Raw genomic sequence first — 15,626 nt, 5'->3', positions numbered from 1 at the left:
ACAGTAGGTCGTCGAGACGACCTACCGTAGGTCGTTTTTTGCTCCCTCCAGAGAGCCTGATCCGAAGGGGCTGAAGCTAGCCTATTTTGAGGACGCAGTCTTCGCATTAGGATGAGCCGATGGATTAGGGGGAGATACCCCTCAGAATTAGCCCTCTTCCCCGGTATGCGAGGGCAGGCGATCATTGAGCAAAAAAAAGTGTTGCTGATATTCAGTTTATTAGCTTTCGACGATCAATTTTTTATGCGGTAATGCTGGTTTTTTACCGAACTATTCTCTACCTTTGAATCGTGATCCTACCCCGAGGGTACGGCATCAGCATAATAGGAACATACACTTATGATCGGACAAATAGATTCAGACATGCCCCTGGGCTGCTGAAGCTCTCGGTGATCCATCACCTACGTAGACTTGGGTTGGCCCCCCTTCTCGTACCTGCAGAGCTTTGGAAGCCCTCTTCCCACCCTTCCATCAGTTAGACGCTCATACCGGCCACACACACCACGCCACACTTCTGGCGGCAACACCACGCAGACCATCTAGGTAGCATCGCCCTAGCTTCGTCGCTTACGATAGCGATGCTTGGTCTTACCCCCACTTATCTCATTTAGTATTCGCTCATCGGCCGTCGGACCATGTAGCGAAGGATCTTCCCTTTTCCCGAGAGTGCAGCCCTGTACCCTCCCAACACCCTATTAAACGCATTTTCTCACCCTATGAGACTCAACATTAAGTACCTCCTCGGTTGCTTAGCTCTTCTGCTCTCCCTGCCTGCTTGTAAGGACAACGTCGATGTGGAAGAGGCTACGCTCGAACTCTCTACCCAGACGCTGACCTTCGCCAAAGATGGTGCTGAGCAGTCAGTCACAGTCTCCACAAACAAAGACTCCTGGAGTGCATTCTCTCCCCAGGAAGATAATTGGGTCGGCCTGAAGCAAGAGGGCAATACCCTCAAGGTGAAGGTACCCGCCAATCCCCAAGGTCAGGACCGTACGACCTCGATCATCGTCAATGCAGGTGGACTGCAGCGACGCATAGCCGTCCGACAGAGTGGAGCTGATGCTTCGCTCGAAGCGGAAGGCAAGGTCATCTTCTCCTCCGAAGGGGGTAAGAAGCTCGTCTCCTTCAAGAGCAATGTAGCTAAGGTCGGGGTCGAACTCGCCGTAGCCACAGACTGGCTCTCCATCGAAGAGCAGACCGCCAGTAGCTTCACCCTAGTAGCCAAGAAGAACACCGAGAAGGGCAAGCGCACGGCGAAGGTCAATCTCACCCTAGGCACTACGATCAAGGAGATCGACGTCGAGCAGGAGGGGAATAATCCCTATGTCCTCCCTCTGCTGGACTTCCCCTCTGACCTATATACCGTCCTTCGCTACGAGCAGTCACGAGGCAATATCCTCCTCAAGACCGAGGAGGGAGCTGAGGGAGATCCCTCACACTACCGCTTCCTCACCAAGGACAAGGTCTTCCCATTCATCCAATATGAATTCAGCGATCCGCTGAGCCCAGGCTTCTCAGTGGCTACGCTCCTTTGCCTCGATCAGACGCTGACGAAGGACAATGCAGACTTCGAAGCCTTCCTAGCTGACTATGGCTTCAAGCGCACCAAGGGCAATGAGCAGAGTGTGCTCTACTCCAACTCGAAGCTCCCCATACAGCTCCTCGTCTCTCACTTCACGGGTGGCTCCAAGCTTCAGTTTGTGTACACTCCCATCCAGCCCAAGCCCTACAAGACCTTCGACAAGGTGCCTATGACCCAGCAGACGCCCTACATGGGTCACAGAGAGCTCAAGATCCCAGGGAAGTCACGTCAGGAGATTCGCAAGGCTGAGGAGGGACTCCAGAGCAACCGTGCCGACGGTACTCCCGACAGCTACGATATCTTCGATGTGCAGAAGTCCTTCGATGGGGAGAGCGTACGAGCTTACCTCTATATCGTGCCTGATCCACAGAAGGGCATCCCTCAGAATGACCCCTATATCGATGTCTGCATCGGCGTGATCGCCTTCTACAATGATCTCGGCCTCGGCTACTGGAAGGATCAGATCGACGGGGAATATCGCCTCACGCAGGAGGTCTACAACCTCTTCGTAGGTGCGGGCTATCCTTACCTCGGGAAGCTCAAGAGTGGTGGGCAAGCTTTCTACAACGAAGCTAAGCGCCAGGCGTATATCCTGAGCGTAGCTGACGAAGGCGATACCAAGCTACTAGAGATCCAGTCGATCTATGCGAACGTCAAGAGTGGCAACAATTCCGTCGCCCAGCTCCTCGACTATAAGTCCTTCGTGCGTCAGCGTAGCGAAGACCTCCGTCGCCTCGATGCCCTTGCCCGCCAATGGGTGCGTCTTCCTCACCGCCGGTAGCCTGGCATAATACCTCGAAATACAATGAAGTACCTATATAGATGCCTCTTGGGGCTCGTCGTCACTCTGCTTGCCTTCTCCTCCTGTCAGAAGGGGAGCGATGCAGAGGAGACGACTCTAGAGGTCTCGACTCAGACACTCGTCTTCGCACGTGAAGCTTCCGAGCAGACCCTCACCGTGACGACGAATAAGGATAGCTGGTCTGCACTGTCTCCTCAGGAGGCGACCTGGCTCAGTCTCTCGCAGGAGGGCACTACGCTACGTGTTCGGGCGAAGCTGAACGAACTCGGGCAGGAGCGTACTGGATCGATCATGATCCATGCCGGTGATCAGCAGAAGCGCATCACGGTGCGTCAGACCGCTGCGGACATTGTCTTGGATACGAAGGCTAAGGTCTTCTTCCCTTCAGAAGGAGGGGAGCGAGAGGTCGCCTTCCAGAGTAATGCGGAGTCCGTTAAGATCGAACTAGAGCAGGCAGTAGACTGGCTGAAGGTGGAGAAGCTGACTAAGTCTAGCTTCACCCTCGTCGCCCAGCCTAACACCGACAAGGCTGCACGCTCGCTGAAGGTGATCCTCTCCAGTGGCACGGTCATCCGTGAGGTGGAAGTGATGCAGGACGGACAGAGCCCCTACATCTTCCCGGTCATGGACTTCCCTATGGGACTCTATGACCTCATCGGCTACGAGCAGGGTAGAGGGCATGTGCTCCTCTACGCTAAGGAAGAGACGAAGACCGAGTACCCTCACTATCGATTCCTCACCAAGAGCAAGGTCGTACCCTTCATCCAGTATCAGTACAACTCACCTACGAGCCCGGGCTTCTCTATCGCTACGCTGGTCTATAAGGATCAGTCGCTCGTCAAGGGGAACAAGGACTTCGATGAAGCGGTAGCTGCCTATGGCTTCGAGAAGCAGACTACGTCTCCCGACCAAGTCTATACGCTCTACGGGAACAAAAAGATGCCACTTCAGCTCCTGGTCACACTGTTCTCCGACGGGGCGAAGGTCGAGTTCGCCTACAACCCTACACAGAAGAAGAGCTACCCGACCTTCAGTGACCTTCCCCTGCTTCGTCAGCTCGACTTCCTCGGGAGCCGTGAGCTGGATATCATGGGGAAGAAGGTGGAGGATGTCCGTAAGTTCGAGCAGGAGCTGGGGAGTACCCGCGATGAGCACACACCGGAGCTCTACGATCTATTCACTCCGAAGACCTCCTTCCAGGGCGAGGTGATCCGTGGTTACTTCTATATCGTCACACCCACCCAGCTGGACGATCCCTATATCAATGTCGTTGGTAGCGTCCTAGGCTACTTCTCTCAGATCGACCTAGGGCTCTGGTACGACGAGATCGATGGTCGCTACCACCTCACCGAAGAGATCCTGAACCTCTTTGCCTCGAAGGGCTATGAGTACATGGGGCAGACGGCTAATGCGAGCCATGCCTTCGCTAGTCGGGCCAAGAACATGGCTTACACCCTGCGCTTATTCTTCTACAAGGAGAAGCCCGTCCTAGACATCCAGGCCTACTATACGGAGATCGACGACGGAGGAGGCTCGGTGGCTGAGATCCTCAACTACTCTGCTTCTCAGCGCAAGCGTACGGCCTTCCTTCGCAAGCTGGATGCGCTGACTCGGACGTTTGTCTCCCAGAGAAGATAGCTCGGCTATTTATACCCAATAGTTCCTCTATATACACCCAAACACTTACGAGAACATGAGAAAGAAAATCAGCTATGTACTGTCCCTCTTGGCTCTGCTCTTCGTCCTGCCGGCTTGCCAGCAGCAGAGCGATGTCGAGGAGGCTACCCTAGACCTCTCGACCCAGACTCTGACCTTCGCCAAGGAGGCTTCGGAGCAGTCCTTGACCGTGCAGACCAATAAAGACAGCTGGTCCGCCGTCTCGCCTCAGGAAGCCACGTGGCTAACCCTCACCCTCGAGGGGAATACGCTCAAGGTGCGTGCCGAGGCTAATGATCAGGGTCGTGACCGACTGGGAGCGATTGTGGTCAATGCCGGTGGTCTCCAGAAGCGAGTCACCGTACGTCAGTCCGCCGCCGATGTCGTCCTCACCACCGATCTCGACCGAGTCTCCTTCCCTGTAGAGGGCGGTGCAAAGAAGGTCGCCATCCAGAGTAATGCCGAGGCCAAGGTAGAGCTCGCCACCGAGACACCCTGGCTCAAGGTATCGGAGGTGACTAAGTCGGGCTTCACCCTCACGGCACAGCCCAACGAAGGGGATGCTCCCCGCACGGTGAAGGTCACCATCACCGCAGGGTCGCTCGTCAAGGAGGTAGAGGTCGTACAGGACGGCGCTACTCAGTACATGCTACCCCTACAGCAGTTCCCTGCCTCGCTCATCGAGGTGATCCGCTACGAGCGTAGCCGTCAGTGCGAGCTGATCCGTAGCTTCCAGCGTGGGAGCGCAGCGATATTCCGCTTCACGACGCCCAACAAGCTCTTCCCCCTCATCGAGTACGAATTCGAGCACGAGCGCAGTAAGGGCTATCAGGCTACGATCCAGCTCTGCTTGGATGACAAGTTCGTCAAGAATAATCCCAACTTCGTGGGCTACCTCCAGACCTGTGGCTACAAGAAGTCGGATAAGCTGACTACCGAGGGCAAGGATGTCTATGTACACAACACCCTGCCACTGAACCTCAATGTCGCCTTCGACTCCTCAGGTGAAGCACTCCTAGAGACCGTCTATGAGCCTCGCCAGCCCCGTGCCTATAAGACCTTCAGCCATCTACCCATGAAGCAGATCCATGCCCTCAATGGTGATCGTAGTCGTCAGATCCATGGCGCTACTAAGGATGAAGTCGCTAAAAAGGAAGCCGAATGGAAGAGCGAGCTGGATACGAAGGACCCTCGAGCCAACCGTGCCGACTACCAGCGCTTCATCGCTAAGTCTTCGCTGGATGGCGAATCGCACCGTGGCTACTTCTACCTCCAGCCCAGTGAAGATGTCCCTGCCGATGACCCCTACCTCAACGAAGTCCTCACCACGCAGGCGCTCTTCGCCGATATCACACTCGGCTTCTGGACGGATGGGCTCGGTCGCTCTTACGTGACCCAGGAGATGACCAAGCTCCTAGCGGACAATGGCTACAACTTCCTCCGTGTGCTCAATGGTGGCTTCGTGGCTTACTACAACAATACGGAGAAGTCCGCCTACGTCCTCCACGCTGCTCAGCTTGATGGCAAGCCCGTGCTAGAGATCCAGACCTTCCGTGTGGACCTCCCCGTCGGCAACGGCGCTGGTAGACTCCAGGCAGGCAAGAAGGAGAACCTTCTGGATCGCCGTGCTCGTGTCATCGAAGCGATCAGCGCTCGCCTGAAGCAGACACGCCAGCTTCAGGCTCGTCGCTAAGCTATCTTTTCCTTCACTAGAAGGGTCACTTGCCAGGGGCGTCTCCAGCCCGCTTAGAATAAGGCTTCTGGAGACCCCTCGAAAAAACCTACGGTAGGTCGCTGAGACGACCTACCGTGGGTCGCAAGTGAAACCTACTGTAGGTTTTTTTGACGACCTACCGTAGGTCCCTTTTTGACCCTTCCCAGACCAGCCTCCCGAAGGGGTAAATCTCCCCTTCGCCGGAGCGCCCATTCTTCGACCAGATCGGGTGGATACTTCGTCCGATGATCTGCTGATGGCCTTTCCCTGTCCCTAGGGTAGGGGCACGTCGGAAGGAAAAGCGAGGGAATAGCCCGGCTGTAGGCAGGTCTCGGAGGGGTATATCCCCGAGAGCTGAAGCGTCGGTCGGGAGGAATACTGGAGGGTGTAGCGAATGTTTGCGAGATATTTCTACCTTTGCTCTAGAGAGGAAGGCTTTTGAGCCCCAGGATGATCATGCTACTCCTCGAGAAGACGTGGATAGCTAGAGGGTATCAGCTCCTCTCCCCAGTACAGTTAGGATACGAACACAACACCTACGCACACACCACCCGCACAGCGGATTCAAGAACGAAGACTGCCAGCAACAACTTCCTCCGACACCCACGCAAGACGAACCTTCGTCTACCTTAGTATCTTTCATCTCTGGTCTGAGAGCTGGACGGCTCGACCCTCTAGCCTCCGATGGCCCGCCTGGCACACATAGGCGCCCATTATCCCCGAGCTTCTAATCCCGTAGGGTAGAGTAGCTCCTACTGTAGGTACCTCTAGGGGGAATGTCTCCACTAGAGCGTGACCGAAGTAACAACTAACCTCTTCATACAACGAACAATGAAAAGATCCATACTGACCCTGTCACTTCTCTCGGTCTTTGCTGTCTCGTCTTGTCAGAAAGATTTCGATGAAGTGACCCCTCGTGGCGATGATCAGCATGCTGAGGTCAACGGTGTGACCCCCGCTGCTCCATCACTCCTCTCCACCGAGGGCGCAGAAGCTGGGGTCCTCTACATGCGCATACAGAAGAGTGCTAAGCCAAGCCTCCGAGCTTTTGACTCGGGCGCTGCTTCGATGCAGGCTCTTCCCTCACAGCTGGCACGCTCCCTTCAGTCGATTGGCTCCGAGACGATGGAGCCACTCTTCCCCATCGACCCTCGCTTCGAGAAGCGTATGCGTCGTGAAGGGCTTGACCTATGGTATATCGTTCGCTTTGACAAGAAGCAAGACCTTCGCTCGGCGATGCAGACACTGCTCGCCACGCCAGAGGTCGAATATACCGAGCCCGTCTATCAGCTAGCTCTCCCCGAGACGAAGCCTGTGGCAGTCAGCGATGCCCGCCGTACGGACGAGCCCGCAGCTCCCTTCAATGACCCCTTGCTCCCAGACCAGTGGCATTACAACAATACGGGTAAGTTCGCTCGGAGCATTGCCGGTGCTGACATCGGTCTCTTCGAGGCCTGGAAGACGGAGACGGGTAAGCGTAACGTCATCGTCGCTATCACAGACGGCGGTATCGATACCAAGCACCCCGACCTCAAGGACAACCTCTACACCAATGAGAAGGAGCTCAATGGTCAGGAAGGTGTCGACGATGACGGCAACGGCCTCATCGACGATGTCTACGGCTTCAACTTCATACACTCTAATGGGAAGATCTACCCTGACGATGTCTCCCACGGGACGCACGTAGCTGGTACCGTAGCTGCACGCAACAACAACGGGATCGGCGTCGGTGGTATAGCTGGTGGTGACGGTACTCCTGGTTCGGGTATACGCCTGATGAGTGCCCAGATCTTCGGTGGGAAGAATGAGAACGGTAACTCGACTCGGGCTCTGATCTACAGCGCCAACAACGGGGCTGTCATCAGTCAGAACTCTTGGGGCTACCGCTACGAAGCACAGATCACAACCCTGCCTCAGAGCCTCAAGGCAGCTATCGACTACTTCATCAAGTACGCTGGCTGTGACAACGATGGTAACCAGCTCCCCAACTCGCCCATGAAGGGGGGAGTCGTCATCTTCGCTGCGGGTAATGACGGCCGTGAATATAACTCCCTACCTGCTGCCTACGAACCCGTCGTGGCCGTAGCCTCTATGGCTCCCGACTGGAAGAGTGCTTGGTACTCCAACCGTGGTCTATGGGTAGACATCACAGCTCCTGGTGGTGACCAATACTACGCCCAAGGGGAAGTCCTCAGTACCCTCTCTAAGTCGATCACGGGGCAGGAATATGGCTACATGCAGGGGACTTCCATGGCTTGTCCTCACGTCTCAGGGGTAGCCGCTCTCATCGTCTCCCACTTCGGGAAGAAGGGCTTCACCAATACGGAGTGCAAGCAGCGTCTGCTGGGTGCGCTTAAGCCCCAGAATATCGATGCCCTCACTGGCTTCAAGGGTCGTATGGGTCGTGGATATATCGATGCTTCTGCCATCTTCGCAGTGAACAAGGGGAAGGTGCCTAATAGGATCGCTAAGATCAGTGCCGATGATGTCGACTTCGTCACAGCTAATGTCTCTTGGATCGCCGTCGCTGACGAAGATGATGGCACTCCTGTAGAGTACCGTGTCTACCTCTCAGAGCAGAGCATCACGGACGCTAATAAGGCTGATGCCCTCTACACCACACTCAACGCCCGTGGATATTCCGTAGGGTCCAAGATCTTCCTACCGCTGGCTGCGCTCAAGGAGAACACTACCTATCATGTCGCAGTAGAGGCGATCGACCGCTGGGATCAGTCCTCTGGATTGACGAAGGGGGACTTTAAGACGAAGAAGAACAATCCCCCAGTCTTGACCCTCTCGACTAAGGACAAGATCCGTGTCTCGTCCCTAAGTAAGCAGACCTTCTCTGTCACATTCTCCGACCCAGATAATCAGAAGGTAAGCATCGTCGTCGGTGGGGAGACTCGTGGGGTCAGCCACCAGATCTCTGGGGACAAGATCCTCTTCACTCTGCGTGCTGTAGCACCTGTGGGTCACCACGAGATCAAGGTCACAGCGATTGACGTACTCGGGGCTAAGACCGAGCTCTCCATCCCCTTCGAAGTCTATACGTACAAGGCTCCTTCGTTCATCGCTTCTCTGGGAAGTCACATCGTAGGGGTAGAGATGACTACTTTGGTTGATGTTGCTTCTGCTCTAGAGAAGAGTGAGGGTGTGACGCTCACCTACAAGGCGAGCTCAGCTGACCGCTCTGTTGCTATCGCTTCCGTCAGCTCTGAGGGTGTTCTCTCTATCCTAGGAAATAAGCCGGGTACCACGCAGGTACAGGTCGAAGTCTCCGATGGTATCAGCACGCCTGTTCAGACTTCAGTGCCCGTTCGAGTGGTAACGAAGCCTTCAGATCTCGTATACTCTGTCTATCCTATCCCTGCGACGACAGAGCTGAATATCGTCCTTAACCCCGAAATAGCTTCGGCCAATGTACAGATCCGTAGCCTTACCGGTGCTAAGGTCTACGACCGTGATCACACCGTCAAGGGTGTAGGTCGCATCAAGCTACAGGTCAAGAACCTCGCACCAGGGACTTACTCTCTCAGTATCAAGTCACCTCGGGGCACGTACACTAAGGCTTTCGTCAAAAACTAATCGATCTGACTCATGAATAAGAAAGCAATCGTCCTACTGCTGGCCACAGCACTAGGCGCGCCGGTCGCTCATGCGCAGAAGGCGGTCAAGGCTACACGTTCGCTCCCCATCCTAGAGTACGCTACCAGCGCTCGCTCTGCAGCCCTCGGGGGCAATCACTACGGGGAGAGTGACGTCGCTCACCTCTATACCAACCCTACCTCGCTACTCTACCAAAGCTCGAACTTCTCCGTCGCCGGAGGCCTTCGCTCCTTCGGTAAGATCGAGGGTTTAGATGGGTCGCTGAATCTCTACGACGCTACTGTCGGTCTTCGCTTCGGGTCGCATGCCTTCTTCGGAGGGGTGCGCTACCTCGGAGGGCTGAAGTTCACTCCGATCGATCAGAATGAACGGGCGAAGAAGAGCCGCAACCTCTATGACTACACGGCTGATCTAGGCTATGCTTACCGCTTCGGTATCTTCTCGGTCTACGCCAAGGGGAGCTATATCTACACGGACCAAGGTAGTGCTAGTTCGGCCGTAGTCTTCGGTGGGGGTGCCTTCGTCCGCAGTAGCGAAGAGCCCGCTTCTACAGGGCTAGACTTCATACTCGGTGCTAAGGTCGACAACCTCGGTGCAGGCTACAAGCAGAGCTCTCGCAGTAAGATGGCTTATCCTCCAGCCTATGCAGGTATCGGCGGTGAGATCGGCTACGGTGTCGAGGGAGAGCACCATCTCTCGCTCGGTGCAGGGCTAGACTATTTCTTCTATCCCTCCAACTCCTCCTCTACGGCGCTTCACTTCGGCGGGGAATATCTCTACCATCAGATGTTCGCCGTGCGTGCAGGGTATCAGCATGACACGAACGGCGTCAAGGGCTTCAGCGCAGGCCTTGGTCTTCGCTTCAAGCCACTGGCCATCGATGCAGCGTACCTCGCTCCTACTTATACGGATGGCAAGCCATCCTTCCTTCTGACTCTGGGGCTGAATCTCTAAGGCTACCTAGGTTTGTTTGTTAGTGTGTGGGCGTAGTGACTCGTGGGAGTCGCTACGCCCACTTTTTATATTCGTCTGGGTGGAGTAGGGGAAGGGCGACGGCGGGAAGCCTTCTTTCACCTTCGGGGGGCTTACTTCTTCGGACTTAAGTGAAGTGTGAAGAGAGGTTAAGAGACCTTAACTGCGGGGCTGAGAAGTTCCGACCGAGGTCTTTTGTGGACTTTTCCCGAGGACCTATGAGAAGAAATGTCACTTTTGTGCGTTAGTTCCGTAGGGGCTTTTCCCCTGATCCTGAAGCATCCGATCTCTCCGATTGGAGACCGAACTTCGAAGGCCTCCAAAAGGACCCTACGGTGGATCGCCTTTGCGACCTACGGTAGGTCGTCGATGCGACCCACAGTAGGTCGTGATGACGACCTACCGTAGGTCTCCTCCGCCCTCTTCCCCGGGTCTGCTCTCCGTGGGCTAATTCCTTCCCCTTCTTACTCGTAGAAACGTCGCCTCTCGGCGGGTGGTCGTAGCGAGTCCGTTTGCACCAAAATTCTGCCCTAATTTGTATGGCTCTTCAGCCGAAAAAATCCAAGTAAAAAAGCTCTCCGATCGAGGGGCGTCTTCACTAGTAGACCGCCTACGGATCTGCCCCCATTCTACCTATTTTCCCCTTCGAGGGTGTAAAAAATAGATAATTACGTACCTTTGTGGCGCTTTTCCAATTACTTTGGATAGCTAGGCGCTCGTCCAGCCCAGCGGCGCTCCTCATCCTTACAACTATAGACTTATCGTATGACGAAACGAATAGCCCTCTGGGGTATCGTGGCTCTTTTTGCCTCGGTACTGGGGCTCCAAGCTCAAAACTACGCCATCAGTACGAATATCCCCTCGCTACTGACGGGTACGATCAATCTAGAGCCCTCGATGGCGCTCTCCAAGTCCGTCTCCCTCCACCTCTCCGTCTCGGCTCGTCCCGCTCTCTTCAAGCTCCCGATGCCTGTCGGCGCTATCGAGACGCTCTACGGCACGCGTCATCGCTCCATGAGCTTCAATGACCGTCTGAAGTGGGGAAGCATCGATCATACCGAGTTCCTATCCGTAGCTCCGGCCCTTCGCTACTGGACACAGGGGACTTACAATAGAGGCACCTTTGCCTCGATACATGCCCTCGGGATGCTCTATCGCTACGGTGGCAACTATTACTCTTCGGCCTACTCTGAGGGCTTCCTCGTAGGGGGTGGTATCTCCCTTGGGTACTCGCATGAACTGTCCGAACATTGGAATATAGAGGGTGAACTGGGTATAGCTGGTGTCTGGACACGCTACGATCTGCGTGCGTCCTCCTCTAGGGTCGTGACGGCAGACAAGAGTCGCCTCCTCGTCCTTCCTTCCCGTGTCGGAGTCCGACTCGTTTATTTATTCTAAATTCGTTTGCTATCACAGATGTCTCGATATAAAGTCGGCGCACTCGCTTCCTTGGTGTGCCTAGCACTCGCCTCTTGTGGCCAACCCTTGACTAAAAGAATCTTCTTCACGTCGGCTCGTCCGCACGCCTACCTACCTACCGACAAGGAGGAGCGAGCAGGTCGTGCTGGGATGCTCTCGGAGATCGTCACCTATTCCCAGAAGATCGACACCCTCAAGCGTGAGAAGCGTGATGATGCCAAGCCTAAGGACGATGGGATCAAGACCCACACCATCGAGGCGGTCACCGTCACGGCGGAGCGCCCCCGAGTGAAGATATCCACCCTGCGCAAGGGGCGTATCAATCTGACCTTCCTCGTCACCGTGCCTCAGGCTCTGATGGATGAGCGCTATCAGATCGTGCTCTCCCCACAGCTTGCCACGGGAGATACGGCTTTCCGCCTCCCTCCCGTAGTGCTCCGAGGGAAGGACTTCAAGAGTGCTCAGGACAAGGAACAGGAGGCGCTGAAGAAGTTCGAAGCGTCGATCGTCGATCCTGCTAAGTACGACAGCACCTTCTTCAAGAACAAGAAGCATCGTGGCTTCATGGGACGCCTACAGCGTAGCTATTACCACGCTCACTACCGTCAGCTCAGCCTGCAGCTCTCCTACGAGCGCTGGCGTCAGATCATGGAGCAGCGCTACCTGGCTGCTAATGCCGCCGCAGCAGGGGCTTATGATGAGCGCTACCATGCTCGTGCCCTCGGTATGCTGGGGCAGGCCTATCGTGAAGAGCTGTCGGGTCGGGATAGTGTCGGCCAGCGTCAGGGTTTCGACATGATCTATACGCCCGAGCGCCGAGCTCAGTACCTCAGTCGTCATGAGCGTAAGCTCGACAGCACCAACGTACCTAAGAAGTACCTCCAGCTCTTCCTGAAGAACTGGACCATGGACTCCCTAGAGAACCGTTCGCTCACCGAGAAGGACTCCCTCGAAGTGGCTAAGCACACTTATGACTTCAAGGCTATAGCTCGCAATGAGAGCCGACGTGAGAACTTCGACACCTACCGCCGTCATATCGTCCACTTCCCCCTCATCGAGGAGACCCAGCTGGATACGACGCTCACCACGGGGAAGGACTTTGTCTACCTCTACAGCAGAGATATAGAAGTCACTCCTCAGCTCAAGAAGCGTATGACCGTCACCGTCGATACTCGTGTCACAGCAGTAGACCAGAGTACCTGGATGCAGCGTGGTGTCGATTCGCTCACCTTCATCATCTCGGGGGTCAATGACCTAGTGGACGCTACCCTCATCGAGCGCCTCAACGACAAGCCCGAGGCTGCGATGGAGTACAAGCAGGGTCTGGAGCGCATGGCCGCTCGTGACTACCGTGGCGCTCTGGAGCATCTACGTAAGTATCCCGACTACAACGCTGCTGTAGCGCTGGTAGGACTCGAGGATGATGAGCGTGCCCTTCAGGTACTGAATCAGCTCGGGGCCAACGGTAAGGTCGAATACCTCAAGGCCTTCTGTCTGGCTCGACTCAAGCGTGTCGAGGAGGCACGAGAAGCCCTGATGCGTGCTGTCAAGCAACAGAGCTTCCTCGTCTACAAGGCTGAGACGGAGCCCGTCTTCGCACCGCTCCTTACCGACCCAGCCTTCCTTAAGCAGCTTAAGAGCGAAGCCGAAGAACTCGACGAATAGGAGCCCTCGTTCGCTCCCGCCAATTACCGAGCGCTAGCATCCTCCACTACAGGGTGCTAGCGCTCGGTCTTTGCGGTGAGTTCACTACTTTTGCATTCAATGAAGAAGCTCAAGATCACCGAGATGGTGCGCCTCACCTCTGAGGCATTCCACCGAGAGACCAAGCTACCCATCCTCGTCGTGCTGGACGATGTGCGTAGCATGAACAACGTGGGCTCGATCTTCCGTACTGCCGATGCCTTCCGGCTGGAAGGTCTGGTGCTCTGCGGGATCACTGCACGCCCACCTCACCCCGATATACATAAGACCGCTCTAGGGGCGGAGGATAGTGTCAGCTGGCGCTATGCTACGGATAGTCTGGAGGCCGTACGTCAGCTACGTGAGGAGGGCTACCAGCTCTTGGCTCTGGAGCAAGCCCACGGCAGTCAGTCGCTGGAGACCTTCGTCACTCGTCCCGAAGAGCGCTATGCCCTGATCCTGGGGAATGAGGTGCGAGGTGTGCGGGATGAAGTGATGGCCGAGGTCACGACCAGCCTAGAGATCCCCCAGCTCGGTACGAAGCATTCGCTCAATGTCAGTGTAGCGGCTGGGATCGCCCTCTGGCAACTTGTTCTCCCTCTCCTCCCTACACTCAAGCGATGACGCACCGAGCCCCTGAGCTACATACGACCGAGGATGGCAGTCTGACGCTCTATGCCCCGACCTTCGGCGAGCACTACCATTCGATGCACGGCGCCGTGCAGGAGAGCGAGCATATCTACCTAGGGCTGGCGCTCAGGGAGCGCATGAGCTCTTGGCGGGAAGGTGACGTACCCTTGCGCCTCTTCGAAGTAGGCTTCGGCACGGGGCTGAATGCTCTGCTCTCGTGGCGAGAGGCCGAAGAGCGCCACATCCCCCTCCAATACTATTCGATCGAGAAGTTCCCCATCACGCCTGAGATCTACGAGGTACTTCATTACGAAGGCCTAGGGCAGGAGCGTGAGGTGAAGGACCAGCTTCTCCGCCTGCACACGGCCCCTTGGGACGAGGCCGTCGAGCTAAGCCCATTCTTCACGCTCCACAAGCTCAGGGGTGACCTCACCACCTGCACCTTCCCCGAAAGACTATCGGTCATCTACTACGACGCCTTCTCTCCAGAGAGCCAGCCCGAGCTGTGGGCTGAGGAGCTCTTCCAGCGTCTAGGGAAGGTCGCTAGCTCGGGAGCGATCCTCTCGACCTACTGTGCCAAGGGCGAGGTGCGTCGCCGTCTTCAGCGGTCGGGCTTCCTCGTGGAGCGCCTCCCTGGCCCACCGGGCAAGCGTGAAGTGCTCCGTGGGCGCATCCCCTAGCGTTTGTTCGCTTCTTCTCCCCTTTGACTCTCTATTTTTCCTATTCCGATGCTTACACTTATTTCCCCTGCGAAGACCTTCTCATCGAAGGCCAAGCTCGCCGAGCGCTTCCCCGCCTCATCCCCCCGCTTCCTCGAGGAGGCCCACGAGATCGTTGGGGCTTCGCTCAGCCTGAGTCAAGAGGAACTCGGGCGCATGCTCTCCCTCAGCCCCAAGCTAAGCAAAGAGGTCTATCACACACAAAGAACCTTCTTCGACGATGGGGTGAAGGAGCTACAAGCCCCACTGAACTATTCGGGGATGGTCTACCGTAAGCTCTCGGCCGGCACGCTGTCCGCCGAGGAATGGGCCTACGCTGAGGATCATCTGCGTATGACCTCCTTCGTCTACGGTCTGCTGAGGCCAAGTGACCTGATTCGCCCCTATCGTATGGAGGGGACAGCCCATATCCCAGGGATCGGGGAGGGAAGGATCTTCGACTTCTGGCGGGATCGCTTGACCCCGCTCTTCATCGAGGAGGTGAAGCGTCAGGGCGGTACGCTCCTGTATCTGGCGAGCGACGAGATGCGCCAGCTCTTCCACTGGGCGGAGGTCGAGAAGGCGGTGCGGGTGATCACCCCGAACTTCCTCGTACGCCAACCGGACGGCCGACTCAAGCAGATCGTCATCTACACCAAGATGGCCCGTGGGTCGATGGCTGGTGAAGTGCTACGCCGACGTATAGAGACGGAGGAGGAACTTCGTCAGCTCACGCCCGAGGGCTTTGTCTATGCTCCCGAGCATTCGACAGAGCGGGAGTGGACCTTCATCCTAGGCTAGGGATTCGAGGGGGACTACAGCAGGGTGATTTAGGACCCTACGGTAGGTCGTCGATGCGACCTA

The 15,626-nt window shown here is 56.1% G+C and carries 11 protein-coding genes; all 11 read left to right on the top strand.

Annotation, left to right across the window (positions count from 1 at the left end):
- Positions 1 to 716 precede the first annotated feature (716 nt).
- The 11 genes from HMPREF1556_RS06235 to HMPREF1556_RS06185 all read left to right on the top strand — a co-directional run bounded on the left by HMPREF1556_RS06235 (position 717) and on the right by HMPREF1556_RS06185 (position 15,563).
- Positions 717 to 2,363, top strand: a complete 1,647-nt coding sequence (locus tag HMPREF1556_RS06235; protein ID WP_021667521.1) for a BACON domain-containing protein — start codon at positions 717 to 719, stop codon at positions 2,361 to 2,363.
- 24 nt (positions 2,364 to 2,387) lie between these two features.
- Positions 2,388 to 4,022 (top strand): BACON domain-containing protein, encoded by a 1,635-nt coding sequence (locus HMPREF1556_RS06230; RefSeq protein WP_021667520.1) that lies wholly within the window; start codon positions 2,388 to 2,390, stop codon positions 4,020 to 4,022.
- A 55-nt stretch (positions 4,023 to 4,077) separates the two neighbouring features.
- On the top strand, positions 4,078 to 5,733 hold the full coding sequence (locus HMPREF1556_RS06225; protein ID WP_021667519.1) for a BACON domain-containing protein: 1,656 nt from the start codon (positions 4,078 to 4,080) through the stop codon (positions 5,731 to 5,733).
- A gap of 471 nt (positions 5,734 to 6,204) precedes the next feature.
- A complete protein-coding gene (locus HMPREF1556_RS06220; protein ID WP_044125329.1) occupies positions 6,205 to 6,387 on the top strand; it encodes a hypothetical protein in 183 nt (60 codons plus the stop codon).
- Positions 6,388 to 6,585: 198 nt separating this feature from the next.
- Positions 6,586 to 9,339, top strand: a complete 2,754-nt coding sequence (locus HMPREF1556_RS06215) for a S8 family serine peptidase (protein WP_021667516.1) — start codon at positions 6,586 to 6,588, stop codon at positions 9,337 to 9,339.
- Between the two features lie 12 nt (positions 9,340 to 9,351).
- A complete protein-coding gene (locus tag HMPREF1556_RS06210; RefSeq protein ID WP_021667515.1) occupies positions 9,352 to 10,314 on the top strand; it encodes a PorV/PorQ family protein in 963 nt (320 codons plus the stop codon).
- Between the two features lie 783 nt (positions 10,315 to 11,097).
- Positions 11,098 to 11,730 carry a DUF3575 domain-containing protein gene (locus HMPREF1556_RS06205; protein WP_021667513.1) on the top strand — a complete coding sequence of 211 codons (633 nt, stop codon included), beginning with the start codon at positions 11,098 to 11,100 and terminating at the stop codon, positions 11,728 to 11,730.
- Positions 11,731 to 11,817: 87 nt separating this feature from the next.
- Positions 11,818 to 13,416 (top strand): CDC27 family protein, encoded by a 1,599-nt coding sequence (locus HMPREF1556_RS06200; RefSeq protein WP_232299044.1) that lies wholly within the window; start codon positions 11,818 to 11,820, stop codon positions 13,414 to 13,416.
- Positions 13,417 to 13,515: 99 nt separating this feature from the next.
- Positions 13,516 to 14,058: an RNA methyltransferase gene (locus tag HMPREF1556_RS06195; RefSeq protein WP_021667511.1), complete on the top strand. Its 543-nt coding sequence runs from the start codon at positions 13,516 to 13,518 to the stop codon at positions 14,056 to 14,058.
- Positions 14,055 to 14,744, top strand: a complete 690-nt coding sequence (gene mnmD, locus HMPREF1556_RS06190; protein ID WP_021667510.1) for a tRNA (5-methylaminomethyl-2-thiouridine)(34)-methyltransferase MnmD — start codon at positions 14,055 to 14,057, stop codon at positions 14,742 to 14,744. Before HMPREF1556_RS06195 ends, mnmD begins: the two co-directional genes overlap by 4 nt.
- A gap of 48 nt (positions 14,745 to 14,792) precedes the next feature.
- Positions 14,793 to 15,563 carry a YaaA family protein gene (locus HMPREF1556_RS06185; protein ID WP_021667509.1) on the top strand — a complete coding sequence of 257 codons (771 nt, stop codon included), beginning with the start codon at positions 14,793 to 14,795 and terminating at the stop codon, positions 15,561 to 15,563.
- Positions 15,564 to 15,626: the final 63 nt, after the last annotated feature.

Origin of the sequence: Porphyromonas sp. oral taxon 278 str. W7784, from assembly GCF_000467855.2 — a bacterium.
Lineage (GTDB): Bacteria > Bacteroidota > Bacteroidia > Bacteroidales > Porphyromonadaceae > Porphyromonas.
This window is presented reverse-complemented; position numbering and strand designations above follow the sequence as displayed.

Coding starts and splice junctions, on each gene's coding strand:
- HMPREF1556_RS06235 (WP_021667521.1), top strand. CDS start 717: ATGAGACTCAACATTAAGTACCTCCTCGGTTGCTTAGCTCTTCTGCTC.
- HMPREF1556_RS06230 (WP_021667520.1), top strand. CDS start 2,388: ATGAAGTACCTATATAGATGCCTCTTGGGGCTCGTCGTCACTCTGCTT.
- HMPREF1556_RS06225 (WP_021667519.1), top strand. CDS start 4,078: ATGAGAAAGAAAATCAGCTATGTACTGTCCCTCTTGGCTCTGCTCTTC.
- HMPREF1556_RS06220 (WP_044125329.1), top strand. CDS start 6,205: ATGATCATGCTACTCCTCGAGAAGACGTGGATAGCTAGAGGGTATCAG.
- HMPREF1556_RS06215 (WP_021667516.1), top strand. CDS start 6,586: ATGAAAAGATCCATACTGACCCTGTCACTTCTCTCGGTCTTTGCTGTC.
- HMPREF1556_RS06210 (WP_021667515.1), top strand. CDS start 9,352: ATGAATAAGAAAGCAATCGTCCTACTGCTGGCCACAGCACTAGGCGCG.
- HMPREF1556_RS06205 (WP_021667513.1), top strand. CDS start 11,098: ATGACGAAACGAATAGCCCTCTGGGGTATCGTGGCTCTTTTTGCCTCG.
- HMPREF1556_RS06195 (WP_021667511.1), top strand. CDS start 13,516: ATGAAGAAGCTCAAGATCACCGAGATGGTGCGCCTCACCTCTGAGGCA.
- mnmD (WP_021667510.1), top strand. CDS start 14,055: ATGACGCACCGAGCCCCTGAGCTACATACGACCGAGGATGGCAGTCTG.
- HMPREF1556_RS06185 (WP_021667509.1), top strand. CDS start 14,793: ATGCTTACACTTATTTCCCCTGCGAAGACCTTCTCATCGAAGGCCAAG.